The sequence below is a fragment of the Roseateles chitinivorans genome, from assembly GCF_002761755.1.
In the GTDB taxonomy this organism is placed as follows: domain Bacteria; phylum Pseudomonadota; class Gammaproteobacteria; order Burkholderiales; family Burkholderiaceae_C; genus Roseateles; species Roseateles chitinivorans.
Genome location: NZ_PEOG01000014.1, coordinates 1 through 25227 on the forward strand (window position 1 = coordinate 1; position 25227 = coordinate 25227).

A 25227-nucleotide genomic window follows, 5' to 3' on the forward strand; every position below is an offset into this window, starting at 1 on the left:
CTGCCGACGCCCGCGCCGAATGCCGTCCCCGCGCAGGCGCGCACGCTGCAAGTCGCGCCCGCCGAGATCCACGTCGAGGACGGATTCCCCGAGCTCGACCGCGCCACCGACGTGCTGGTCGCGCCGCTGCGCGGCCAGCGGCTGCCGGTGTCGGCCCTCTACGCGCTCGCCGACGCGATCGAGGCCGCCTACCGCGAGGCCGGCTACCCGTTGGTACGCGTGGTCGTGCCGCCGCAGTCGGTGAAGGATGGCGGCGTCTTCGCGCTGCGCGTGGTCGACGGTCACATCGAGCGCATCGACACCGCCGCCGTCCCCGAGCCGGCCCGGCATGCGGTGGAGCGTTCGCTCGCCGCGGTGCTGGGCCGGCGCCGGCTGCGCGGCGACGAGCTCGAACGCGCGCTGACCCTCGCCGGCCGCGGTCCCGGCCTGCAGCTGCGCAGCGCGCTGGGCGCCGGCCAGAAGATCGGTGGGGCGGTGCTGGTGCTCGAAGGCGAGCATCGGGCGACCGCGATGACCGTCTCGGCCGACCGCCGCCTGAGCGAGTCGCTGGGGCCCTGGCAGACGACGGTCCAACTGCGCCTGAACCAGCCGCTGCGGCGTGGCGAGCAGTTCTACGCCTATGTCTCCGGCGGCAAGGACTGGGGGACCGCCTGGCGCGACGATGCGCCGCGGCGCGTGCTGGGTGGCGGCGCGATCGTGCCGCTGACGGCCGACGGCCTGAGCCTCAACCCCGAATTCACCGTCTCGGACACGCAGCCACGCGTGCCGGCCGGCAGCCTGCGCTCGCGCAGCCAGCTCGAGCGCTACAGCCTGCGCCTGCTCTACCCGCTGCAGCTGACGCGCAGCCAGGAGATGAACCTGACGGCCACGCTCGATGCCAGCCGTCAGGTGGACTCGCTGCCCGATTTCGACTTCACGATGAGCGAGGACAAGCTGCGCGTGGGCCGCCTCGCCCTCGACTGGACCCGCAACGGCGACGCGGCCCGCTGGCGCGCCGGCGTGACGCTGTCGCGCGGCCTGCCCGGACTGGGCGCTCGCACCGCGGCGGACCTCGCGGCCACCGGCATCCCGGTCTCGCGGCCCGGCGCCAAGCCCTACTTCTCCAAGCTGGAGGCCAACGCCAGTGTCGACCTGTCGTTGCCGTGGGGGCTGAGCGCGCGCAGCTCGGCGCGGATGCAGAGCTCGCTGGGCGGCGTGCTGCCGAGCGCTGAGCTCTTCAGCCTGGACGGCGAGGAGGCGCTGTCGACCTTCCGTTCGGGCGCGATCTCGGACGACAGCGGCTGGACGCTGCGCCAGGAGGTCTCACGGGCCTGGTCGCCGACGGTCGGCGGCGCCGGCCTGTTCCTGCAGCCCTACCTGTTCGCGGCGCTGGGCCGGCCGATCTCCAAGCTGCCCAGCCTCGGTCACCGCCTGGCCGCGTCCGGCGGCGCGGGCCTGCGCACCCAATGGCGCGGCGTCGACCTCGCCATCGAGGCCGGCCGCCGCCGTTACCGCCCCTTCGGCATGGACGAGTTCCAGGCCTTCGTGAAAGCGCAAGCGCAGTTCTGACGACCATGCCGACCCTCACGCCCTCCCCCCTGCCCGCCACGACCCCGTCCAGCAGCGACGCCGACTCGCGCCGGCGCCCGACCCGTCCTCCGCGGCCTGGACACCGTCCCCGCCTCACGGCGCTCGCGGCCGCGATGCTCGCCGGCTTGCTGCCGCTCGCCGGTGGCGCCCAGACCGCCACGCTGCCGATCCTGCCGAAGAGCGGCAGCGTCAGCGCCGGTCAGGCCGTCATTGGCGCACCGGCCGGCAGCCGACTCGACATCCGGCAGCTGTCGCAGCGCGCCGTGCTGCGCTGGGACAGCTTCTCGATCGGCGCTGGCAGCGCCGTCGAGTTCAAGCTGCCCAGCACGCAGGCGGCCACGCTCAACGTCGTCACCGGTCCGCTCGGCAGCGAGATCGCCGGCTCGCTCAAGTCCAACGGCAGCCTCTTCCTCATCAACCCGCAAGGCATCGCGATCACTCCGACCGGCGTCGTCGACACGCGCGCCGGCTTCGTCGCGTCGACGCTGGGCCTGTCGGAGGACGACTTCATGGCCGGGCGCCTGCGCTTCAACGGCCGGGGCGGCAGCGTCCTCAACCAGGGCGTGATCGCGACCGGCGACGGCGGCCAGGTGGCGCTGCTGGGTAGCCATGTCCAGAACGACGGCGTGATCCTCGCCCCGCTGGGCAAGGTGGCGTTGGGCAGCGCCTCGGCGGCGACGCTGGACTTCTCCGGCGACGGCTTCCTGCAGGTGATCCTGCCGGCCGATGCGGTCGACGGCGACAGCCGGCCGCTGATCGAGAACAACGGCCGCATCGCGTCCGGCAGGGTCGCGCTGCGCGCCGCCACCGTCCGGGAGGCGCTGCGCGAAGCCATCCACCTGCCCGGCGAGATCCGCGCGACGACGCTGTCCGGCAGCGACGGTGCGATCGTGCTCGACGGCGGCGTCGGCGGCGTGGTGCGCCTCGGCGGCACGCTGGATGCGTCGTCGGCGGAAGGTGTCGGCGGACGCATCGACATCACCGGCCAGCGCGTCGCGCTGGAGGGCGCCACGCTCGACGCCAGCGGCGCGACGCGGGGCGGCCTGGTGCGGGTGGGCGGCGCCTTCCAGGGCGGCAAGGCCAGCGGCGCGCAGGCCGACGGGCATGAGCAGTTTCTCGACCGCTTCGGTGCGCTGCCCTCGCTGGCATCGGCCGATCGGATCTCGGTCGATGCCGAGAGCCGAATCGATGTCTCCGCGCGCGCTCGGGACGGGCGGGGCGGCACCGCCGTGCTGTGGAGCGAGCGCGCCACGCGCATGCTGGGCCACCTGGACGCGAGCGGCGCCGCAGCGGGCGGCGCGGTGGAGATCTCCTCCGCCTCGACGATCCAGTCCATTGCGCTGAGCCGCATGACGCTGGGCGCCGGCGCACGGCTGTTGCTCGACCCGCAGGACATCGTGATCGACGACGGCGTGTCGCCCACGCCGCCCGGCGACATCGGCTACGGCGACGCGTCCGGGATGACGACGACCTTGAACTCGGCCGACCTGACCGCGTTGCTGGGCAGCGGCGTCAGCGTCCGCCTGCAGGCGAGCCAGGACATCACTTGGTCGACCTTCTTCGCCAGCGTGACCCGTGGCGCGACACCCGTCGGCGACCTGAGCCTGGCGGCGGGCCGCTCGCTGACGCTCAACGGTGCCTTCAGCAATGGCGGCGGTCACTGGACGCTGACCGCCAACGACACCGCCGCGCACGGTGTCGTCGATGCGGAACGCGGCGCCGGTCCGGCCACGCTGGACCTGTCGAACGCGCGCTTCATCACCGACAACGGACCGCTGACGCTGCTGCTGGCCGACGGCGCCGGCAACACCGAACGCACCGCCGGATCATTGCGCCTCGGTGGCGTCAATGCCGCGTCGCTGAGCGCCACGGTGATGCCGACGGCATTGGCCGCGGACAGCTCGCGCGCCGAGTTGATCCTGCAGGGCGACGTCTCGGTGGCCGGGACGGCCACGCTGAGCGGCCCGCTGCGCGTCAGCGGCAGCAGCGAGATCGCAGGGCGCTCGGTGAGCTGGCTGACCGAAGGGAGCGACACCATCGTCGGCGAAGGTGGCTTCCGTTTCGTCGAGAACGGCGTCGTCACGCGGCTCGCGCGGCTGGGCAGCGTCGATGCGACGCGCGTGGCGCTGGGCAACGACACCGGCGCGCCGGTCATCCGCGTCTACGGCGATGCCGATCCCGATGCGGATCACCTCGGGCGCGCGCCGGTGCATGCCGTGGGCGGCATGCCCGCCTCGGTGGAGGGGTTGCTGGTCCCGGGCTCGCTGAACGTCGCGGGCCCCGGCGCCGCCGCACCGGTCGGCAACGGCACGCTGACGCTGTCGGCGACCAGCTCGGCAGCCATCGAAGCCGGCGTCGTCGGCAACTTCTTCATCGACCTGAGCGCGGCGACGATGCCGCTGTCGATCACGCGCCGCACGCTGACGCCGACCGTCTCCAACGGCAGCTACATCTACGGCTCGCCAGCCGCGGTCCTGCAACTGGCCGGCCTGGTGAACGGCGACAGCGTCGTGCCGGTCGCGACGCTGGGCTCGCAGGGTGGCGTCGCGATGGGCGTGAACGGCGCCGGCTATGGCTTCGGCGACCGGGTCGGCGCCGGTGCCTGGAACTTCATGCTGACGGGCCTCGACGGCGCCGCGGCATCGAACTACACGCTGGACCTGTCGGGCCCGGTGAGCGGCTTGCTGTCCATCGCGAGGAAGCCGCTGAGCTACATCGTCGGCAACGGCTCGCAGACCTATGGCTCGACGCACACGATGCCGGCCGCCGTGCTCGCCGGCGTGCTGGCCGGCGACGACGTGTCGCCGGTCGTCGGCCTGTCGCCCGGCGGCCTGCCTGCTGTGGCGGGCGATCGCCTGGCCGCCGGCAGCTACGCCGCCTCGGTGACCGCGCTGAACGGCGCCTCCGCGGCCAACTATGCGGTCGGCACGGTCAACAACAGCGACGGCGTCTACCGTGTCGACCCGAGGCTGGTCACCTGGTCGGTCGGCGCGGGCAGCGGCATCTATGGCTCGCCGGGCACGCTGGGCGTCGCCACGCTCAACGGCGTGCTCAGCGGCGACACCGTGAGCGGCTCCGTCTCGCCGATCACGAGCGGCGGCGCCCCCTTCACGCCCGACGCGATCACGCGCGCCGGGACCTACGCCGAGATCGTGTCCGCGCTGACCGGCCCGCAGGCCGGCAACTACGCGCTGGCCGCCAGCGGCAACACACCGGGACAGTTCGTCGTCGCGCCCAAGCCGATCACCTACACCGGCGGCGTGGTGGATCAGGTCTACGGCACGCCGCTGGCCTCGCCGACGCTCAACGGCATCCTGGCGGGCGATCTCGTCGGCGGTTTCCAGAAGGTCGAGGTGCTGCGCGGAGACGCCGCCAGCGGCCAATCGCAGGCCTGGCCCGTGGGCCAGTACGCCACCACCCTGCTGTGGCTGACCGGCGCCGATGCCGGCAACTATGTGATCGCCGGCAGCGGCAACTCGGCGCTGACCGTCAATGTCACGCCAAGAACGCTGACCTACGTCGCCGCCTCGGGCAGCAATGTCTACGGCACGCCACCGATCGGGGCGACGCCGACGCTCAGCGGCGTGCTGCCGGGCGACCAGATCGCCGCCCTTCCAACGCTCCAGGCCGGCGGCACCACCTCGACGCTCGATGCGCGGTCGCATGCCGGCACCTATGCGTCCATCGTCACGAACGGCTCGTTGTCGGGCGCCGGCGCCGGCAACTACGTCATCGCGACGAGCGGCAACACGCCGGGCGCCTGGACCGTCGCGCCCAAGCCCGTCAACTGGCAGGTCAGCCAGGGGTCGAGCGTCTATGGCGATGCGCCCGCCAATGCGGTCGTGCTGGACACGCTGCCGGGCGACTCGGTCCGCCCGACGGTGGTGGCGCTGGACGGCAACGGCAACCCCGTCGCCCGGCCCACCGTCGGCGGCAACTGGTGGGCGGGCGTCGGCGCCTTGACCGGCCCGGATGCGGGCAACTACGTGCTCGCCAGCGGCGGCAACGCGATCGGCGCGCTGACCGTCACGCCGCGCCCGGTGACCTTCTCGGTCGCCAACGCCACCGCTGTCTACGGCAACCTCGCCACGCCCGGCGCGGTCACGCTCGGCAATGTGCTGGCCGGCGACTCGGTCGGCTACACCACCGCGGTGCTGTCGGGCTCAACGCCGATCACGCTGACCGAGCGCACCGGCGCCGGCGCCTACGCCGAGGTGGTGACGGCGCTGACCGGCAACCCGAATTACCTGCTGGCCGCCAGCGGCAACGCGCCCGGCACGCTGACGGTGCAGCGCCGCCCGGTCGGTTACATCGCACAGGATGCCTCGTCGATCTACGGCACCGCGGCCGCGACGGCTCCGGTGACCCTGCAAGGCGTGCTGGCCGGCGACAACGTCAGCGCCGGTCCCGTTGTGCTGCTCGCGACCGGCGCCACGCCGACCGAGCGCACCGCGGCCGGCACCTGGGCGCTGGGCCTGCGCAGCCTGAGCGGCGCGGACGCGGCCAACTACCTGCCGAGCGACGCCGGCTCGACGACGGCCCACCTGACGGTGGCGCCCAAGCCGGTGACCGTCACGGTCGAGGGCTACTTCGGCCTGTCCGGCGGCTACCGCGACAGCTTCATGGATCGCACGCTGCCGTACACCGCGGCGGGCACCGCCACGCTGCCGGGCGCCCAGGGCCGCATCGATGGCGCGCTGCCCGGCGACCAGGTGACGGTGACCACCGCCATCACGCCCATCGCGCGGTCGGGCAGCGGCCGGATCAACGCGGGCACCTACAGCTTCACCGGCACGGGGCTCGGCGGCGCGGACGCCGGCAACTACGTCATGGCGCCGTCCGGCAACCGCTTCGCGACGCTGACGGTCACGCCGGCCCTGGTCTCGAATTCGGCCTGGGTGCAGGGCGCGGACATCAGCCAGCGGGAGCCGATCTACGGGTCCGCGGACCAGTACCGCCTCAAGACCTTCCTCGGCGGCGTCTATGCCGGCGACGACGTGGCCCTCAACGCCTGGGCGAACCTGCCCGGCGGGCGCTCGAACACCTTGCCCGCCCGCCTGGTGCCCGGCTGGTACGGCGTCGACAGCGAGTTGCAGGGCGCGGACAAGGGCAACTACGTCATGGCCGACGTGTCCTCCAGCGCCTTCCATGTCGCGCCCAGGCCGATCACCGTCACCGTCGGCAACAGCACCAGCACCTACGGCGACGCGTTGCAGCTGTCCGCGAGCACCCTCCACGGCGTGCTGGACGGCGACGCGGTGTCGGTGACGACGGCCATCGCCGGCGCGTCCTTCACCAACGGCAGGATGTCCGCCGGCCAGTACGGCGTCTTCGCCACCGGCCTGACGGGCGCGGAGGCGGGCAACTACACGCTGAAGCCGGAGAACTTCGGGGCGCCCGGCCTGCCGCTGTCGGAAAGCGGCCGCCTGACCGTGCTGCCGCGCGGCCTGGACCGCGCGATGGACCCGGGCAGCCTGAGCATCACCTATGGCGACGCGCTGCCGCAGCTGCGGATCGTCGGCGGCGTGCTGCAGGGCGACGAGGTGTTCATGACCAACGTCGTCGTGCCGACCGAGATCCAGGGCCTGCCGGTCGTCTCCGGCCGGGACACGGCGCTGTCGACCACGCTGTCCGCCGGCACCTACCGCTACGTGCCGCGGCTGAGCGGCCGCGACGCGGCCAACTATGTCAGCGGCGGCGACGCCGGCACCGTCACCATCGCCCGCAAGCCGGTCACGGTGACGATCGAGCCGATCAGCACCGTCTACGGCAGCTACGTGGCGCCGTCCGTCTCGGTGTCGGGGCTGGTCAACGGTGACCAGACCTGGGTCAAGCCCGACTTCCAGATCGCCGGCGCCGGCTCGGTCTACAGCGAACGGACCAACGCCGGCAACTACATGCAGACGGTGACCGGACTGCACGAGGAGGGGCCGGCCGGCGCGGTCGACCTGAGCCGCAACTACCTGTTCGTGTCCACCCCGGGCGCCTCGGCGCCGCTGACGATCGCCCGCAAGCCGCTCGTCCATGTGCCGTCGACGGCGACCGCCGTCTATGGCGACGCGAGCACCGCGCTCGGCACCCTCTCGGGCGTGCTGTTCGGCGACGATGTCGGGGTGCGCGTCGATGCCGGTGGGACGCTGTCGTCGACCGCCATCGGCAAGGGCAACGGCTCGCTGGCCTACACCGGGCGCCTGGATGCGGGCGACTACAGCTGGACCGCCTCGCTGACCGGCGCGAAGGCCGGCAACTATGCGGTCTCGATCGGCGGCGCGTTCACCGTGGCGCCGCGCGAGGTGGTCTATGGCGTCTCGAACTGGGCCATCACCTACGGGGGCTACAGCGGCAGCCTGTCCTGCAGTCGCGACGGGTGCGCGGCATGGAACACCTCCCCCCATGACAACACCGGCACCGCGACGTTCCAGGGCGTGCTGCCCGGCGATTCGATCGCGGGCACCGTGGGCATCGTCGACTTCACCGGCCGCCGCGTGGCACTCGACAACAACACCCCGGCCGGGCAGTACTTCGAGGTGGTCACCGGGCTGACCGGTCCGTCGGCGAAGAACTACCGCATCGCCGACAGCGGCAGCCTGCCGGGCCTGCTGACGGTCAAGCCAATGCCGCTGAGCTACAGCGTCACCAGCGCCGTGTACCTGAACGGCCTGGTGGGCACGCCGGGCATCGCGACGCTCAATGGCCCGGACGGACCGTTCAGCGGGCCGGACGTGCATCCGGTGGTGACCGCCTTCGATCCGCAAGGCCGCGTCGTGAGCGACCTGAGCCAGCTGACGACGGGCCGCTACACCTTCGTCGTCACCGGCCTCACCGGTGCGGACGCCAGCAACTTCACGGTCCTGGGCAACGACAGGACCTGGATCGGCAAATTCCTGCCGAACAACGTGGGCACGCTGGACGTCTTCAGCTCGGCGACGCTGGGCCAGCACTTCGGCGACACCGCCCTGCAAGTCCCGCCCATCCCGCAGATCCCCCAGCCGCCGCAGACGCCGGCGGTGGAGGCGCCGCCGCTGCGTGGCTGGGTGCGCAGCGGCCAGACGGGTCAGACGGAGGAGTTCGGCCGCAACATCACGCAGACCGGCGCCGACGGCAACGTGGCGATCGGGCTGACCGGCGTCGGTGCGAGCGGCAGCGCCAGCGGCGCGGTCGAAGCCGGCGTGGACCTCGGTGGCGCCGACCTGTCGACGCAGGCCAGCGGGGAGATCACCGGCCTGGCCAAGTTCGGCATCACCGGCGTGCGCCTGGAAGCCGGCGCCAATGCCCATGTCGACGTCACCATCACCACCGGCCCGGGCTATGTGACCTTCGGCGCACAAGGCGATGCCTATGCCATCGGCAGCCTGAACCGCAACGGCGTGCGCATCGGCGCCGAGGCACGCGCCGGCGTGACCGCGCAGACGGGTGTCGGCGGCCATGTCGACGGACTCGGCGATGCGAACGTCGACGCCGCCGTCAGCACCTTCGCCTTCGCCCGCGCCGATGAGCAGTACACGGTGCGGGACGGCCAGGTCGTCCAGCGCTTCGACAACGCGGTGGGCGTCGGCTCGTCGGCAGGCATCTCGGCGGGCGTGGCGGGCAGCACCGGGTCGGTCGGCGGTGGCGCGACGGTCTATACGCCTGGCTCGATCGGCGGCACCTTCAACTACTCGGTGGGCATCTCGGACGGGGCGATCAGCGTCTCGCTGGATCTGGGTGCCCAGCTCGGCTTCGGCGGCCTGGGGCTGTCGCTGAACTTCTCGATCGACCCGATGGGACTGGCCGGCGCGCTCACGCATTCGCCGATCGGCGAGCTCGTCGTGAACGCCTTCGGCCTGAATCACCAGGAGCCCAACAGCCATTACTCGGAGGCCGACTCGCGCCATGCGGCGTCGATCAGCGATCCGGTCGAGCGCTACAACTACCTGGCGGGCAACACCCGATGGCGGGACCGTCCCTGGGACTACGCTACCAATGCCAACGCCAGGACGGACTGGGACAACATGCAGAACTTCTTCAACACCTACAACTCGCTGATCGACCGCACGCAGGCGCTGATCAAGAAGGAACAGGCCGACCAGACCCGCTTCCTCGATCTGCTCAAGACCGACCCGAAGGCGGCCGTCGAGCTGGCCCACTCCAGCAATTTCGCGCAGGCCAACCTGGCCGAGGAGTCGTCGCTGCGACTGCTTGCCGCGCAGATGGGCGTGCAGCTCGCCGTGGTCGAGGGCCAGGTGACCTACGTCGCCGGTGGCAGTCGTTGAGGGCGATGAGATGAGCACCCTTCCAAATTGGCATCGGCACGCGACCCGCGCCTGGCGGCGTCCGATCGGCGTGCTGCTGGCGATGTTCACCGCGGCGGCCGGCGCAGTGCCGGCGACCACCGATGCGCCATTCGAGGTGTCGCTGACCGGCCAACCCACGCGCTACCTCGTGGCGGGCGCGCCTTACGAGGTCACCGGCCACGGCCTGGCCCGCTTCGGCATGACGGCCGCCGAGGTTCGCGGTGTCATCGGCCGCGAGCATCCCGAGGCGCTCGCCTCGCTGCGCGAGGACGCCGATCCGGAAACCGGGGGCATCGCCTGGACGATCCGCGTGTCATCGCTGGCGCCGGCCGCGATGCCGGGCACGCTGCGCTATCACTTCGGCGCGGAGAGCGGTCGGCTGGTCGCCGTCGATGCCGAATGGGCGAGCGACGGCCCGTCCACCCCCGGGCAGCGCGCGGCGCTGATCGGGGCCGCGCAGGCGGTCGGCGCGACGCTGGCCGGCTGGCGTTGGCCGCCCCTGGCGACGACCCGCGGGCGGCTGCTGCCCGACGGCACCTTGATCGTGTTCGCCGGCAGCGACTTCCAGGGCGCGGGCGTCGAGATCCGGCTGACCGGCGTCGATGTGGACGTCGAAGCGCGCGCCCGCACGGCTTCTTCGACGGCGCGCCCCCGCGAGCACCGCGTCGCGCCGCCCGGACCATCGATGCTGCGCCTGCGTCTGGCCGCGCCCGCCACGGCGGCGGCCGTCGTGGCCGCGGCGTCGGCACCGCCCGCTGCGGGGTCCGGCGCCGCACGCGCCGTCGCGCTGCATCGCGTGACCGGCTTCCGGTCGGCGCGCTTCGGCATGAACGAGGAGGAGCTCCGCGCCGCGATCGCCCACGACTTCGCGCCGGCGGCGGACGCGCTGCAGACGGTCGAGAACCGGGCGGAAGGCACCCGTGCGCTGGTCGTGCGGCTGGCCGCGCTCGAACCGGGTCCCGGCGCCGCAACGGTGAGCTACATCCTGGGCACGGTCTCTCAACGGCTGACCCACGTCAACGTCGTCTGGTCGACCGGCGACACACCCGACGAGGCGCTGCGCCAACGCATGGTGGACGCCGGCGGACGACTGGCACGCTATTTCCAGCAGCTGGGCTGGCGACCTGGAACCACCACCTCGCGGTTGGCGCCCGACGGGAGCTACGCGGTGCTCTTCGCCGGCGTCGATGCGCAGGACGCGGCGCTCGAGCTGAAGATCTCCGGCGTGACGACGCAGCGCCGCGGACAGGCCGCCGTCACGCCGAAAGGTCCGGCCGTGCTGCGCGTGGCCTACTACGCGACGACGGGCGCGGCAACGCCACCGTGACACCGCGCGGCACCGTCCGGGGCCACGGCGACCGGGCACCGCTCAGGCCTTGGTCCGCGACCCGAGGTCGACGATGGTCGAGGCCCGCCGTCAGCCCATGCGGCGCCGGCTCTGCTTGTGCGCGTACATCGCCGCGTCGGCCTGCTGCATCAGTTCCTCCAGCGTCAGCGGCCGGTCGCCGGCCATCGCGGCGTCGCCGACGCTGAAGTCCAGCGCATAACCGCGCTGGGCCCTCAGGTTGAGCGCCCCGACCTGCGTGCGCACCCGTTCCAGGGCCGGCGACATCTGCTCGGTCGCCGTGCCGCTGAGCAGCACCACGAACTCGTCGCCGCCGGTGCGCGCGATCACGTCCGACGCCCGCAGGCAAAAGCGCAGGATGTCCGCAAAGGACTTCAGCGCCCAGTCGCCCTCCGCATGGCCGTAGCGGTCGTTGACATGCTTGAAGTGGTCGAGGTCGAAGTACAGCATCGTCGCCGGCCACTGCTTGCGCCGGCACAGCGCCAGCACATGCCCGGCCTGCGATTCGAAGCCGCGCCGGTTCGCCAGCCCGGTCAGCTCGTCCACCATCGCCATGTACATCGCCGCGAACTGCTGTTCGACCATGAAGGCCAGGTCGCGCAGCGTCGCCTGGTCGTCCTCGTCGAAACCGCGCGGCACGTGGTCGATCAGGCACAGCGTGCCCAGCCGGTGGCCGCTCGGCGCCCGCACCGGGCAGCCGGCATAGAAGCGGACATGCGGTGCGCCCGTCACCAGCGGGTTGTCGACGAAGCGCGGATCGGCATGGGTGTCGGGGATCAACAGGATGTCGTCCGACAGGATCGCGTGGCCGCAGAAGCTGACGTCGCGCGGCGTCTCCGGCACGTCCAGGCCCTGCGCCGACTTGAACCACTGCCGGTCGGCGTCCACCAGGCTGACCAGCGCGATCGGCACCTGGAACAGGCGCCGGGCCATCCGCGTCAGGCGGTCGAAGCGTTCCTCGGGGTCGGTGTCCAGCACCCGCAGCACGCGCAGCGTGGACAGCCGGGCATTCTCGTCGTCGGGCAACGGCGCAGCGATCATGGGGAAGGTCCCTGCCTGTGCGGAAGAGGAAGGAGCTCGCGACGCGCCGTCCGCGGCAGGTCGGGACCGGGTGAACGGCGGGCCCGCCGATGTGCGGGACAATCGAAGGCTCCATGAGTTCGTCCAAGCATCATCCCGTCCCGCTCGACATCCTGCAAGAGGTGTTCGGTTACAGCGCCTTTCGCGGCCAGCAGGCGGCGATCGTCGACCACGTGACCGCCGGCGGCGACGCGCTGGTGCTGATGCCCACCGGCGGCGGCAAGTCGCTGTGCTACCAGATCCCCGCGATCGCCCGGCAGCGCGCCGGCCATGGCGTCACCGTGGTCGTCAGTCCGCTGATCGCCCTGATGCACGACCAGGTCGGCGCGCTCGAGGAAGCGGGGGTCGAGGCCGCCTTCCTGAACTCGACCCAGACACTCGAGGAAACCCAGCGCATCGAACGCGAGATGCTGGCCGGCCGCCTGACGCTGCTGTACGCGGCGCCGGAACGCGTCAACACGCCGCGCTTCATCGCGCAGATGCAATCGCTGTACGAGCGCGGCCTGCTCGCGCTGTTCGCGATCGACGAGGCGCATTGCGTGAGCCAGTGGGGCCACGACTTCCGCAGCGAGTACCTGTCGTTGTCGCTGCTGCACGAGCGCTTTCCCGATATCCCGCGCATCGCGCTGACCGCGACCGCCGACGACATCACCCGCGCCGACATCATCGAGCGGCTGCAGTTGGAAGAGGCCCAGGTCTTCGTCGCCTCGTTCGACCGGCCCAACATCCGCTACCTGATCGTCGAGAAGGACAGCCCGCGCGAGCAGCTGCTGCGCTTCATCCAGGACGAGCACGAGGACGAGGCCGGCGTCGTCTATTGCCAGAGCCGCAAGAAGGTCGACGAGACGGCCGAATGGCTGCGCGCCAAGGGCATCAATGCGCTGCCGTACCACGCCGGCATGGAGCAGGACCAGCGCAAGCGCCACCAGGACCGCTTCCTGCGCGAGGACGGCATCGTGATGGTCGCCACCATCGCCTTCGGCATGGGCATCGACAAGCCCGACGTGCGCTTCGTCGCCCATCTGGACCTGCCCAAGAACATCGAAGGCTATTACCAGGAGACCGGCCGCGCCGGCCGCGATGGCTTGCCGGCCCAGGCCTGGATGGCCTACGGCCTGGCCGACGTGGTGCAGCAGCGCCGCATGATCGACGAAAGCCCGTCCAGCGACGAGTTCAAGCAGGTGCAGCGCGGCAAGCTCGATGCGCTGCTCGCGCTGGCCGAGGCCATCGACTGCCGCCGGGTGCGGCTGCTGGCCTACTTCGGCGAGGACAGCCAGCCTTGCGGCAACTGCGACAACTGCCTGAATCCGCCCGCGACCTGGGACGCGACCGAGGCGGCCCGCATGGCGCTGTCGTGCATCTACCGCTTCCATCAGGTCACCGGCTTCAGTTTCGGATCCGGCCACCTGATCGACGTGCTGCGCGGCAAGGAGACCGACAAGGTCGCCCAGTACCGCCATCACGAGCTGTCGACCTGGGGCGTCGGCGCGGCGCTCAGCGAGCAGCAGTGGCGCGCGGTGATCCGCCAGCTGATCGCGCTGGGCTATGCGGTGACCGAGGGCGAATACAACACGCTGTCGCTGGGCGGCGATGCCAAGGCCGTGCTGCGCGGCGAGGTGCGGATGCTGCTGCGGCAGCCCGCGGTGCCGACGCGCAAGAGCAAGTCGAGTCGAAGCAGCTCGTCGTCGAGCCGGCGCTCGGAAGCCGAGGCGGACCTGGATGCCGCGGCGCAGGCGCGCTTCGACGCGCTCAAGGCCTGGCGCGCCGAGGTGGCGCGCGAGCACGGCCTGCCGGCCTACGTGATCTTCCAGAACGTCACGCTGGCCGAGCTGGCGCGGGCGCAGCCGCGCTCGCTCGACGAGATGGCCGGCATCAGCGGCATCGGCGCGAAGAAGCTCGAGGCCTATGGCGAGGCGCTGCTGCGGGTCCTCGCCGAGGACTGAGCCGCCTGGCCCGTCGATCGCGTCACGCGATCGTCATGAACAAAAAGAAGAAAGCCCGGCGGTGCCGGGCTTTCTCGTTGGCGATCGCTACAGCTGAACCGTCGCGGTCGCCGCCGTCACAGCGCAACCGCCAGAGTTCAGCAGAGCTGGGTCGTGCAGCCGACCGGCAAGGCCGAGGCCAGTTGCTGGCCGTCGGCCGAAGTGTCGCGGCGGCCGGTGATGTAGACGGTGGGCAGCTGTTCGCGCTTGGCGGTGATGACCACCGGATCCAGCGTGATGACAGCGGCGCGTTGCTCGCGCTGTTCCTGCACGTGCAGCAGGCTGACGGCGATCGCCAGCGTGGCGCCGATGCCGAAGGCAAAGGCCTTGAAGCTGGTGCGGACGGTCTTGAAAGTGGTGGTGCTCATGTCGATCTCCTTGAAGGGGTTGCGTGTGTCAGTGAAGTCAGTGTCGTCATCGCGCCGCCCTTCCGCGAGCCGCAGGCGACGAATGCGCGCGGCGACGGAGCGAACTGCGTGGAACCGCGACGAATGGATGAACCGACCTCGTCGATCGCCGGAGGGCCCCATTCCATCGATGTTTCCGGTGATCGCGTCGCCTGTGTCCGCGGACAGGTCGGACACTGCGGACACCTGCGGGCGAGGAAAAAAAGAAGCCCGCTGGTCAGGCGGGCTTCGAAATGCCGGGGAAGCGTGGCGTCTATCGGAGCGCAGGCCGCGGGGTCATCCGCGCGGCTTGCTGGCCTGTTCGGCCTGAGGTCCCGGCATGGTCTGCTCGGCCCAGTGCAGGGGCAGGGGGTTGGACGGACGCGCAGCCTCGTTCGCATCCGCCAGCCACAGGGCGATGACGGCAGCGCTGGCCACGGCGGCCAGGGCGGTGAGGAAGGTCTTGGCGGCGTCGTTCATGGTGGTCCCCCTGCGGTGCGATCCCTGTCCTGGAAATTCAACGAGGATGCACTGTGCGCCGCCACCGGCGGCAAGGCCACGGCGACGCGACGAATTGCCGCTATCGCGCGCCGAAATGCCGGTCGGCGGGGCGAATGGAACTCGGGGGGTGGACGGTCAGCCGCGCGCGAGCCGCGATGCCCCAGCCTGGGGCGGCCACACGGCGAGGCGCTCGGCCAGCGCGGCGGCCGGCTGCGGCCGGCAGTAGAAATAGCCCTGCTGCTGCCAGCAGCCCAGCGCCAGCAGCGCATCGCGCTGGGCCTCGGTCTCGACGCCCTCCGCCACCACGTCGATGCCCAGCGCCTCGGCCATGCCCATCATGGCCCGCACCAGCGCGCGGTCGTCGGCGCTGCTGGGCAGGTCCCGGACGAAGGCCCGGTCGATCTTCAGCCGCGCCGGGCGCAGCAGCTTCAGATAGGCGAGCGAGGAATAGCCCGTGCCGAAGTCGTCGACCGACAGGCTCAGCCCCAGCTCGGACAGGCGCGCCAGGGTCTGGAGCACCGTATCGGTATCGGTCAGCAGCGAGCTCTCGGTGAGCTCGATCGCCAGCTCGCCGGGAGTGACCGCGTGGCGGCGCATCGCCTCGGCGATCCGCTCGGCCAGCCGCGGTTCGCGGAACTGCAAGGCCGACAGGTTGATCGAGATCGGTCCGGGATGCCGCCCCGAGGCCTTCCAGCGCGCCAGCTGCGCGCAGGCCTGCTCGATCGTGCTCCAGCCCAGGTCCAGGATCTGCCCGGTTTCCTCGGCCAGTTCGATGAACTGGCCCGGCATCACCAGCCCGCGCTGCGGGTGCTGCCAGCGCATCAACGCCTCCAGCCCCGACCAGGCGCCGGTGCGGGCGTCGACGACGGCCTGGTAATGGAGCAGCAGTTCGTCGCGCTCGAGCGCCAGCTTCAGCTCCCGCTCGAGCTCCATCCGCTGCACCGCCGCCGCGTCCATGTCCTGCTGGAAGAAGCTGTAGCGCGAGCGGCCCAGCTGCTTGGCGCGGTACATCGCCAGATCGGCATGCCGCACCAGGGTGTCGAAATCGTCCCCATCGCGCGGGAACAGCGCGATGCCGATGCTGGCCGACACGCTGGCCACGCCACCCTCGAGTTGCAGCGGCGCATTCAGCGCCTCGATCAGGCGCTGCGCCGCGGAGGCGACATGCTCGCTGGAATCGCGCATCAGCAGCAGGAACTCGTCGCCGCTGACGCGGCAGGCCAGGTCGGACTCGCGCACCGCCTGGCGCAGCCGCTCGCTGGCCTGCAGCAGCATGCGGTCGCCGGCGGCATGACCGAGCGAATCATTGATCGCCTTGAACCGGTCCAGGTCGACGAAGAGCAGCGCCAGGTGGCTCTGCTCGCGCCGAGCGACCGCCGCCTCGTGCAGGAAGACTTCCCGGAACAGCGTCCGGTTGGGCAGGCCGGTGAGGTGGTCATACATCGCGAGCTGATGCAGCTGCGCGTTCTTGCTCTCCATGTCCGCCAGCAGGCCGGCGATCTGCTGCCCCATCTGGTCCAGATGCACGCCCAGCTGCCCCAGCTCGTCCTTGCGGTTCCAGCGCAGCCGGGGCACCGGCTGGCGCTCGGCGATCGCATTGGCCAGCCGCTTCAGCCGATCGATCGGCCGGACCATCCTCAGATAGAAGACCATCAGCACGATGCCCACGCCGACCGCCACCTGTGCGGCCACGATCAGCGCGGTCTGCCGCCGCCCTTCGTCGAGCATGCGTTCCTGCGCGGCATCGTCGAACTGCACCCGCAGGCTGCCCAGCACCTGTCCCTCGCGCTGGATGGTCGCGGCGAGCGTGACCGTCGGCCAGCCGGGGCTGCACTTGGCGCGGACGATGTCGCGGGTGTCGGCCCGCTCCTCGTTGAGCTCGACCGCGCAGACGTTGACGTCGGACAGCAGCTGGTCGAGCGCCCGCTGCACCGCCGGGCTGTCCACCGTCCACAGCGGCTCGATCAGGCCGTTGGCGGCCAAGGTGAGCACGGCCGCGCGCTGGCCCTCCAGCACCGGCTCGAGGCTGCGGCGGATGAAGGCGTCGCTGTAGGCGAGCAGCGCCAGTGCCGGCGCCGCGATCCCGATCACCACCGCGAGCAGGATCACACTGCGCAGCGACAGCGACGGCGCTTTGAACTTCATCGAGGAAGGGAGGGGCTGCGGGAGGATCCGGCGATTCTGCACCCCCATGTGGCCGAAGGGCCCCCGCAAAGGCGGGGTCGCGGAGAAGGATTTCGGCATTCCTCCCGCTGCCATGCGATGTCAGCAGGGATCGGCGCGGGAACGGGGCTGGCCCTATCATGGCGAGTTCGCCTCCAGCTGTGTCCGGCCCCATGTCCACGAAAGTCCCGCCCGCCGTCCCCGCCCCGTCCGAGCCCAGCGCCGCGCCGCAGGCGGACCCGGGCCCGGGCCGGTACCTGGGCCAGGCGCTGGGCCGCGTCGGGGACGAGCCGCCGATGATCCGCGTCCGCGGCGCCCGCACCCACAACCTCAAGAACATCGACGTCGACCTGCCGCGCAACCAGCTGGTCGTCATCACCGGGCTGTCGGGATCGGGCAAGTCCTCGCTGGCCTTCGACACGCTGTACGCCGAGGGCCAGCGCCGCTACGTGGAGAGCCTGTCGGCCTACGCGCGCCAGTTCCTGCAGCTGATGGACAAGCCCGAGGTCGATGTGATCGAGGGCCTGTCGCCGGCGATCTCGATCGAGCAGAAGGCCACCAGCCACAACCCGCGCTCGACCGTGGGCACGGTCACCGAGATCCACGACTACCTGCGCCTGCTCTACGCCCGCGCCGGCACGCCGTTCTGCCCCGATCACCACCTGCCGCTGGAGGCCTCGAGCGTCGGCCAGATGGTCGACGCGGTGCTGGCCATGCCGGACGACTCCCGGCTGATGGTGCTGGCGCCGGTCGTGCGCGACCGCAAGGGCGAGTTCATCGAGCTCTTTCAGGACCTGCAGGCGCAGGGCTACGTGCGTTTCCGCGTCGACGGGCAGACCGTCGAGGTGCCGGACCTGCCGGCGCTGAAGAAGGCGGAGAAGCACGACATCGACGTCGTCGTCGACCGCATCAAGCTGCGCCACGACAGCGCCGACTCGCTGCGCCAGCGCCTGGCCGAGAGCTTCGAGGCCGCGCTGCGCCTGGCCGACGGCCGCGCGCTGGTGCTCGACATGGACAGCGGCACCGAGTCGATCTACTCCAGCAAGTTCGCGTGCCCGATCTGCAGCTACTCGCTGCCGGAACTCGAGCCGCGGCTGTTCTCGTTCAACTCGCCGGTCGGCGCCTGCCCGTCCTGCGAGGGCCTGGGCCTGGTGACCGTCTTCGATCCCGAGCGCGTCGTCGCCTTCCCGTCGCTGAGCCTGGCCAGCGGCGCGGTCAAGGGCTGGGACCGGCGCAACGCCTACACCTTCTCGATGCTGGAATCGGTCGCCAAGCATTACGGCTTCGACATCGAGCAGCCCTTCGAGGAACTGCCCGAGCTGGCGCGCCAGGTGCTGCTGCAAGGCTCCGGCGAGGACGAGATCACCTTCGTCTACCAGGCGGAAGGCGCCAACGGTCGCAAGCGCAGCGTCAGGCGCTCCCACCCGTTCGAGGGCATCCTCCCGAATCTGCAACGGCGTTTCCGCGAGACCGATTCCGCCGCGGTGCGGGAGGAACTCGCCCGCTACCAGAGCGCCAAGCCCTGCCCGCATTGCGAGGGCTCGCGTCTGCGGCGGGAAGCACGCCACGTGCTGCTGCAACCGGCCGATGCCGCCGAGGGCGAGCGCGGCAAGCCGATCTACGAGGTCGAGCATGCGACGCTGCGCGAGGCGCTGAACTACTTCGAGGGCCTGAAGCTCAAGGGCGCGAAGGCCGAGATCGCCGACAAGGTGATCCGCGAGATCGCCTCGCGGCTGCACTTCCTCAACGACGTCGGCCTGAATTACCTCAGCCTGGACCGCAGCGCCGACACGCTGTCCGGCGGCGAGGCGCAGCGCATCCGCCTGGCCTCGCAGATCGGCTCCGGCCTGACCGGCGTGATGTACGTGCTGGACGAACCCAGCATCGGTCTGCACCAGCGCGACAACGACCGGCTGATCGCCACGCTGCGCCGGCTGCGCGACCTGGGCAACTCGGTGCTGGTGGTGGAGCACGACGAGGACGCGATCCGCGCCGCGGACCATGTGCTGGACCTCGGTCCCGGCGCTGGCGTGCATGGCGGGCGGATCATGGCCCAAGGCACGCCCGAGGAGGTCGCGGCGAATCTCGAGTCGTCCACCGGCCGCTATCTCAGCGGCGTGGAGCGCATCGAGGTGCCCAAGCGCCGCCATTCGCTGCAGGACAGCGCCGATCCGCGCACGCTGAAGATCGTCAATGCGCGCGGCAACAACCTCAAGGGCGTGACGGCCGAGTTCCCGGTCGGCCTGCTGACCTGCGTGACCGGCGTGTCCGGATCCGGCAAGAGCACGCTGGTCAACGACACGCTGTACGCCGCCGTGTCGCGCAAGCTCTACCAGAGCCATGCCGAGCCGGCCGAGCACGACGAGATCGAAGGCATGGACGCCTTCGACAAGGTGATCAACGTCGACCAGTCGCCGATCGGCCGCACGCCGCGCTCCAATCCGGCGACCTACACCGGCCTGTTCACCCCGATTCGCGAGCTCTTCGCCGAGATGCCGACCGCGCGCGAGCGCGGCTACGGCGCCGGCCGCTTCAGCTTCAACGTCGCGGGCGGGCGCTGCGAGGCCTGCCAGGGCGACGGCGTGCTGAAGGTGGAGATGCACTTCCTGCCCGACGTCTACGTCCCCTGCGACACCTGCGGCGGCAAGCGCTACAACCGCGAGACGCTGGAGGTGCTCTACAAGGGCAAGAACATCTCCGAGGTGCTCGGCCTGACGGTGGAAGACGCGCTCGCCTTCTTCAGCGCGGTGCCGACGCTGGCGCGCAAGCTGCAGACGCTGATGGACGTCGGCCTGGGCTACGTCAAGCTCGGCCAGAGTGCGACGACGCTCTCGGGCGGCGAGGCCCAGCGGGTCAAGCTGGCGCTGGAGCTGTCCAAGCGCGACACCGGCCGCACGCTGTACATCCTGGATGAGCCGACGACCGGCCTGCACTTCGCCGACATCGCGCTGCTGCTCAAGGTCGTCCACCAGCTGCGCGACGCGGGCAACACGATCGTGATCATCGAGCACAACCTCGACGTGATCAAAACGGCGGACTGGCTGATCGACATGGGGCCGGAAGGCGGCTCCGGCGGCGGGCGTCTGCTGGTCGCGGGCACGCCCGAGGACGTCGCCGCCTGCGAGGCGAGCCACACCGGCCGCTACCTCAAGCCGCTGCTCGCGCGCGGCTGAGGCGCGCCCGCTCTCAGGCGGCGCGGCGCTTCGCCGCGAAGGCCAGAGCGCCCAGGCCCAGCACGAAGAGCAGCCAGGTCTGCGGTTCAGGCACGCCCGGCACGACAGGCAGGTTGCCGTTGCCGCCGCCGTTGAGCGGCAGTTGCGGCAGCGTGATCACGCCGGGTCCGCCAACGCCGGTGGGTGGCGCCACGGTCGCGCCACCGCTGCTGCTGCCCGGTGTGGGCGCGATCAGGCTGGTGTCGGAGGTGGCTGTCGGCGGCAGCGCGGCCGTGCGCGAGAAGCTGCCCGGATCGCCACCGCCGCCGTCGGCCGCCGCACCGGCGGCCGGCGGGTCGAACATCAGCGGCTCATCCTCGGCCTTGGCGGTCGGAGCGCCCGCCGCGGCCGGCTTCAGCGGTCCGCGCGCGATGCGGCTCACATTGCGGCACACGGTCGGGACCAGGATGCATTGGCCGTCCTCGCAATAGACCAGGCCGCGCTCCAGCGTCTGCGCGGTCCACTTCGTCCGCGTGACGGTGCGGCAGACCGAGCCGGCGCCGAAGTGCATGTCGCGGATCTCGCTCGCGTACTCGTAGCGGCCGACGATGCTGTCGCGGTGGATGTCGACGATCTCGTCGTACTGGCGCGTCGCCATGCGCGCCTTGAGCTTGGCGCGGGTCGCCGCCGGGATGTCCTTGTACCGGTCCACGGCCGCGACGAGGTCGCCCATGAAGGGATTGACGCCCGGTTTGTCCCAGGAGCAGTTGGGCAGCGTCACCGTGGACGCGGCCAACGCGAGTGCGGCCACCAACGACATGACTGTTCTCTGTTTCGGCGGCCGCCTCCGCGAGGTCTCGTCGGGGTCAAGCCTTGCCGTTTGTCTTTCCTGTTTCCATCGGTGGGTTTGAATCACCGGATGTGACAGGAGCTGCGGCGGAGTGTAGGCAGCGAAGCCCCGCTGCATCGGCCCCTCCCCCTCAGCCGGGGGTACGGTCCCGCGTGGTTTTTGTCACAGTGTTCCCGCAGATCGCACAGGCGGTGAAGATGCGGTGATGGCATGGACAACACTGCCCGTCCAGACAATCGCTGGTATCGTGCGTTGTCCCCCGCCTGCCCCCGCCATGTCGTCCCCCACCGCCCCCCGCCACGTCCTCTATGTCGAGGATGACCGCATCAACATCGTGCTGATGGAGGAGGTGTTCCGCCTGATGCCCGGCTGGACGCTGGACGTCGCCGAGACCGGTGCCCAGGCGATGGAGATGCTGCCGCGCGTCATGCCCTCGCTGGTGCTGATGGACATGAACCTGCCCGACATGAACGGCCTGGAACTGATGGCGCTGGTGCGCGCGGACGTCCGCCTGGCCCAACTGCGCTGCATCGCGCTGTCGGCCGACGTGATGGACGACCAGCGTCAGCGCGCACGCGCCGCGGGCTTCCAGGATTACTGGCTCAAGCCGATCGACGTGCGCCAACTGCGCGCCGCGCTCGAGCGGCTCTGACGCGCTCGCCGCGCGCGCTCCCTGCAGGAGCGCGCGGACGCAAAAAAGCCCGCGCGAGGCGGGCCTTGTCCTGAACGCAGAAGAGGCCTTGCGGCCTCCGCGCTCAATCCTTCAGGTGGCTGTTGATCAGGCGGGTCATCTCGAACATGTCGGCCTTGGGCTTGCCGAAGATTTCCTTCAGCTTCGCGTCGGCATTGATGACGCGCTTTTGCGCAGCGTCCTGCAGGTTGTGCTTCTTGATGTATTCCCAGACCTTCTTCACCACGTCGGTACGCGGCAGCGGCTTGTCGCCGACGATCGCGGCCAGCGCGGGGCTGGGGGTCAGGGCCTTCATGAAGGCGGCGTTGGGGGTGCGCTTCTTGGCGGGAGCGGCAGCCTTCTTCGCGGGAGCTGCCTTCTTCGCGGGCGCGGCCTTCTTCGCAGGTGCCGCCTTCTTCGCGGGAGCGGCGGCCTTCTTCGCCGGAGCCGCCTTCTTGGCCGGTGCCGCCTTCTTGGCGGGCGCGGCCTTCTTCGCAGTTGCCATTTCGATTCTCTCCATCAAGGGTTGTTGATGTGCCGGGCCCTGGTGAAGGTCTGACGCCTTCGGTACTCGTTGGCACCCTGCGCGGGCAATGGTACTGCGCACCTCTCCCATTGAGAAGGCTCTGGCAGGGGGAAAACGGCCTCGAAGTCAACGCCGTCCCCCGTGTTTGTCGCGGGCGCGCATCAATCTCCGCATGTCCGACACGCACGATGCCTGCGCGCCTACGGGGTTCCCCGTGGTCCACGTGCCGTGCGCCTCACGACGCCGTCACCATCGGTGGACGGCTCAGTACACGTCGCGCCGGTAGCGCCCCTCGCGGATAAGCCCGTCGACATCGGCCTCGCCGAGCGTCTCGCGCAGCACCGCGTCGACCGCGCCCGCCATGCCTTGCAGGCTGCCGCAGACGTAGATCGCGGCGCCCTCCGCGATCCACTCGCGCAGGCGCGGTGCCTCACGCGCGAGCAGGTGCTGCACATGCACACGCTCCGCCTGGTCGCGCGAGAAGGCCCAGTCCACGCGGGCCAGCACGCCGTCGCGCTGCCAAGCCTCGATCTCGTCGCGGTAATGCGCGTCGTGTGCCGACTGCCGTTCACCGAAGAGCAACCATGCCGGCGCGGCGCCGCCGATCCCCGTGTTCATGCGGCTTGCCGAGCGCGCCTTGAGGTGCGCGCGCAATCCTGCCAGGCCGGTGCCGTTGCCAACGAGGATCAGCGGTCGGTCGGTGTTCGTGCCGATGCGGAAGCTCGCGTGCGGACGCAGGCGCAGCGCGACGCCGCCGCCGATGGCGAGCCGCTGCGTCAGCCATCCCGACGCCAGGCCCGGCGTGCCGTCCTCGCGCGCGGTGCGGCGCACCATCAGCTCGACATGGCCGTCCGCGGGCAGCGACGCGATCGTGTATTCGCGCGGCCGCCGCGCGTCCTCGTCGGTCGCATCGGCGGCTTCGCCGGCGACGCTCACCTGCACGAGATCGCCGGCCTCCCAGACGGGCAGCGACGATCCGTCCGCCGGCACCAGCTCGAGGTGGAACACCGGTCCACCTTGACTGCCCGGATTCAGATGACGACGCTGGGTCAGGCGCCAGGACGTGAACACCGGCGCCTCCCACTCGGCCAGGTCGGCGGTGCCGGCCAGGTGACTCAGGCGTTGCCGCCATTGCGACAGCGCGTGTTCATCGGCCCGATCGGCCTCGATGCGATCGAACATCGACCGCGCGCCGCGCTCGCGCAGCCAGGCGTCGAGCGCGCGTCCGAAACCGCAGAAGTGGGTGTAGGTCGCATCGCCCAGCGCCAGCACGCCGACCTGCAGCGAAGACAGGTCGAGGCCGCCGGCCGCGTCCGACGCTTCCGCCGCCATGAGGTCGCGCGCGAACGGCGCCGCGCTGTCGGGCGCGTCGCCTTCGCCGTAGGTGCTGGCGATGAAGAGCGCGTGCCGCGCGCCACGCAGCGCATCGCGATCCACCTCGCCGAGCGCGGCGACGCGCACCGGCATGCCGGCCAGGTGCAGCGCCTTGGCGGTCTGCCAGGCGATCTGCTCGGCCTGGCCGGTCTGGCTGGCATGCAGCACCAGCACCGGCGCGCCCGCGTCGGCGGCCGGCAGCAGCGCGGCGGATTCCTCGGCCGCCTGGCGTCGCCGGCGGCGATGCCGCCACCAGACGGCGGCGCACATCAGCAGGTAGAGCGCGAGCAGCAGCAGCGCCGCCGCGGGACGGGACAGGATCGCAGCCATCAGAGCATCAGCGCGCGCATCGCGGCGGAGAAGCGCTCCTCGAAACCACCGCCCTCGATCGACGGGCGACGCCGCACGAGCCGTGCGGCGAGGCCGAGCCGGTCGGCCAGCGCGAGCCCCTCGTCGGGACCGAGCACCATCAGCGCGGTCGACCAGCCGTCGGCGGCCATCGCGCTGTCATGCACCACGGTGACCGACGCCACGCCGTGCTCGACCGGTCGCCGCGTGCGCGGATCGATGGTGTGGGAGCGCCATTGCCCATCGGCGTCGGCAAAGCATTTGCGGTAGTCGCCCGAGGTCGCGACCGACAGGCCGTGGAGCGCGATGCGCAGCGGCGCCAACCCGCAGTCGGCCGCAGGCGGCTCGAGGTCGACCCACCACGGCTGTCCATCCGGCTTCAGGCCGGCGCCGCGCAGTTCCCCGCCGATCTCGACCAGGTGATCCGGCAGGCCCAGCGCGCCCAGCACATCGGACACGCGGTCGACGGCGAAGCCCTTGGCGATCGCCGACAGGTCCAGGGCGACGCCGCCGGTCTGCACCAGCGTGCGACGCTCACCGTCCCACGGGAGCGCGTCCCAGCCGCAGTGGACACGGGCGCAGTCCTGGGCGGACGGCGGCTGGAAGCCCGCCTCGTCGTGGCGCGGCGCGAGCGCCGTCTCGCCCGAGGGACCGAAGCCCCACAGCGCCACCAGCGCGCCGGCGCTCGGGTCGTAGGCGCCACCGCTGGCGGCCGCAATGCGCAGTGCCGCGTCGAGCACCGTCGCGAAGCCATCGGGCAACCGACACACCGTGCCGGCGGGCGCGCGGTTGAAGCGGCTCAAGTCGGAAGCGGCGTCCCAGCCGCTCATCTGCGCGATCACTTCGTCGCAGGCTCGGACGACGGCCGCCTCGATCGCGGCGAGCCGCAGGCCGCTCGGTCCGATGAAGCGCACCGACCAGGTCGTGCCCATCGTCTCGCCGTCCAGCGCGTGCAGCACCTGCCCCAGCGCGGGCGGCTCGCCGTCGATGCGCAGCGGGACCAGCACG

At 71.2% G+C, this 25227-nt stretch carries 14 protein-coding genes; 6 read left to right on the forward strand and 8 right to left on the reverse strand.

Annotated elements, in window-relative coordinates; translation table 11 throughout:
• From CS062_RS06575 to CS062_RS06585, 3 genes are all read left to right on the forward strand, one after another.
• Positions 1-1548: ShlB/FhaC/HecB family hemolysin secretion/activation protein (locus tag CS062_RS06575; RefSeq protein ID WP_158238684.1), on the forward strand; the 1548-nt coding region annotated here is incomplete at its 5' end.
• 134 nt (positions 1549-1682) lie between these two features.
• Positions 1683-9821, forward strand: a complete 8139-nt coding sequence (locus CS062_RS06580; protein ID WP_158238685.1) for a two-partner secretion domain-containing protein — start codon at positions 1683-1685, stop codon at positions 9819-9821.
• A 10-nt stretch (positions 9822-9831) separates the two neighbouring features.
• Positions 9832-11169, forward strand: coding sequence for a hypothetical protein (locus tag CS062_RS06585; RefSeq protein WP_099860649.1), 1338 nt, complete (start codon positions 9832-9834; stop codon positions 11167-11169).
• 90 nt (positions 11170-11259) lie between these two features.
• Here the strand turns inward: CS062_RS06585 and CS062_RS06590 are convergent, their stop codons facing one another.
• The gene (locus tag CS062_RS06590; RefSeq protein WP_099860650.1) at positions 11260-12228 is read right to left on the reverse strand and encodes a sensor domain-containing diguanylate cyclase; all 969 of its coding nucleotides are present in this window, start codon (positions 12226-12228) and stop codon (positions 11260-11262) included.
• 113 nt (positions 12229-12341) lie between these two features.
• On the opposite strand from CS062_RS06590, the gene recQ reads away from it, so the two are divergent.
• Positions 12342-14210, forward strand: a complete 1869-nt coding sequence (gene recQ, locus CS062_RS06595; RefSeq protein ID WP_099860651.1) for a DNA helicase RecQ — start codon at positions 12342-12344, stop codon at positions 14208-14210.
• Between the two features lie 137 nt (positions 14211-14347).
• Here the strand turns inward: recQ and CS062_RS06600 are convergent, their stop codons facing one another.
• The 3 genes from CS062_RS06600 to CS062_RS06610 form a co-directional block, all read right to left on the reverse strand.
• Complete coding sequence (locus CS062_RS06600; protein WP_099860652.1) at positions 14348-14617, reverse strand: hypothetical protein; 270 nt, start codon at positions 14615-14617, stop codon at positions 14348-14350.
• Positions 14618-14932: 315 nt separating this feature from the next.
• Positions 14933-15115, reverse strand: coding sequence for a hypothetical protein (locus tag CS062_RS06605; protein WP_099860653.1), 183 nt, complete (start codon positions 15113-15115; stop codon positions 14933-14935).
• Between the two features lie 156 nt (positions 15116-15271).
• Positions 15272-17281: a putative bifunctional diguanylate cyclase/phosphodiesterase gene (locus CS062_RS06610; RefSeq protein ID WP_158238686.1), complete on the reverse strand. Its 2010-nt coding sequence runs from the start codon at positions 17279-17281 to the stop codon at positions 15272-15274.
• 191 nt (positions 17282-17472) lie between these two features.
• Between CS062_RS06610 and uvrA the strand changes: the two genes are divergently transcribed.
• Positions 17473-20472: an excinuclease ABC subunit UvrA gene (uvrA, locus tag CS062_RS06615; RefSeq protein WP_199174184.1), complete on the forward strand. Its 3000-nt coding sequence runs from the start codon at positions 17473-17475 to the stop codon at positions 20470-20472.
• 13 nt (positions 20473-20485) lie between these two features.
• Here uvrA and CS062_RS06620 read toward each other — a convergent pair whose 3' ends face one another.
• Positions 20486-21271, reverse strand: a complete 786-nt coding sequence (locus CS062_RS06620) for an MHFG family PEP-CTERM protein (protein WP_099860655.1) — start codon at positions 21269-21271, stop codon at positions 20486-20488.
• A 304-nt stretch (positions 21272-21575) separates the two neighbouring features.
• Here CS062_RS06620 and CS062_RS06625 point away from each other — a divergent pair, with 304 nt between their 5' ends.
• Positions 21576-21953 (forward strand): response regulator, encoded by a 378-nt coding sequence (locus tag CS062_RS06625; protein WP_158238687.1) that lies wholly within the window; start codon positions 21576-21578, stop codon positions 21951-21953.
• Positions 21954-22056: 103 nt separating this feature from the next.
• Here the strand turns inward: CS062_RS06625 and CS062_RS06630 are convergent, their stop codons facing one another.
• From CS062_RS06630 to CS062_RS06640, 3 genes are all read right to left on the reverse strand, one after another.
• Positions 22057-22476, reverse strand: a complete 420-nt coding sequence (locus CS062_RS06630; RefSeq protein ID WP_099860657.1) for an SWIB/MDM2 domain-containing protein — start codon at positions 22474-22476, stop codon at positions 22057-22059.
• A gap of 285 nt (positions 22477-22761) precedes the next feature.
• Positions 22762-24201 carry a sulfite reductase subunit alpha gene (locus tag CS062_RS06635; RefSeq protein WP_099860658.1) on the reverse strand — a complete coding sequence of 480 codons (1440 nt, stop codon included), beginning with the start codon at positions 24199-24201 and terminating at the stop codon, positions 22762-22764.
• Positions 24201-25226 carry an FAD:protein FMN transferase gene (locus CS062_RS06640; protein ID WP_233217947.1) on the reverse strand — a complete coding sequence of 342 codons (1026 nt, stop codon included), beginning with the start codon at positions 25224-25226 and terminating at the stop codon, positions 24201-24203. Before CS062_RS06640 ends, CS062_RS06635 begins: the two co-directional genes overlap by 1 nt.
• Position 25227 lies beyond the last annotated feature (1 nt).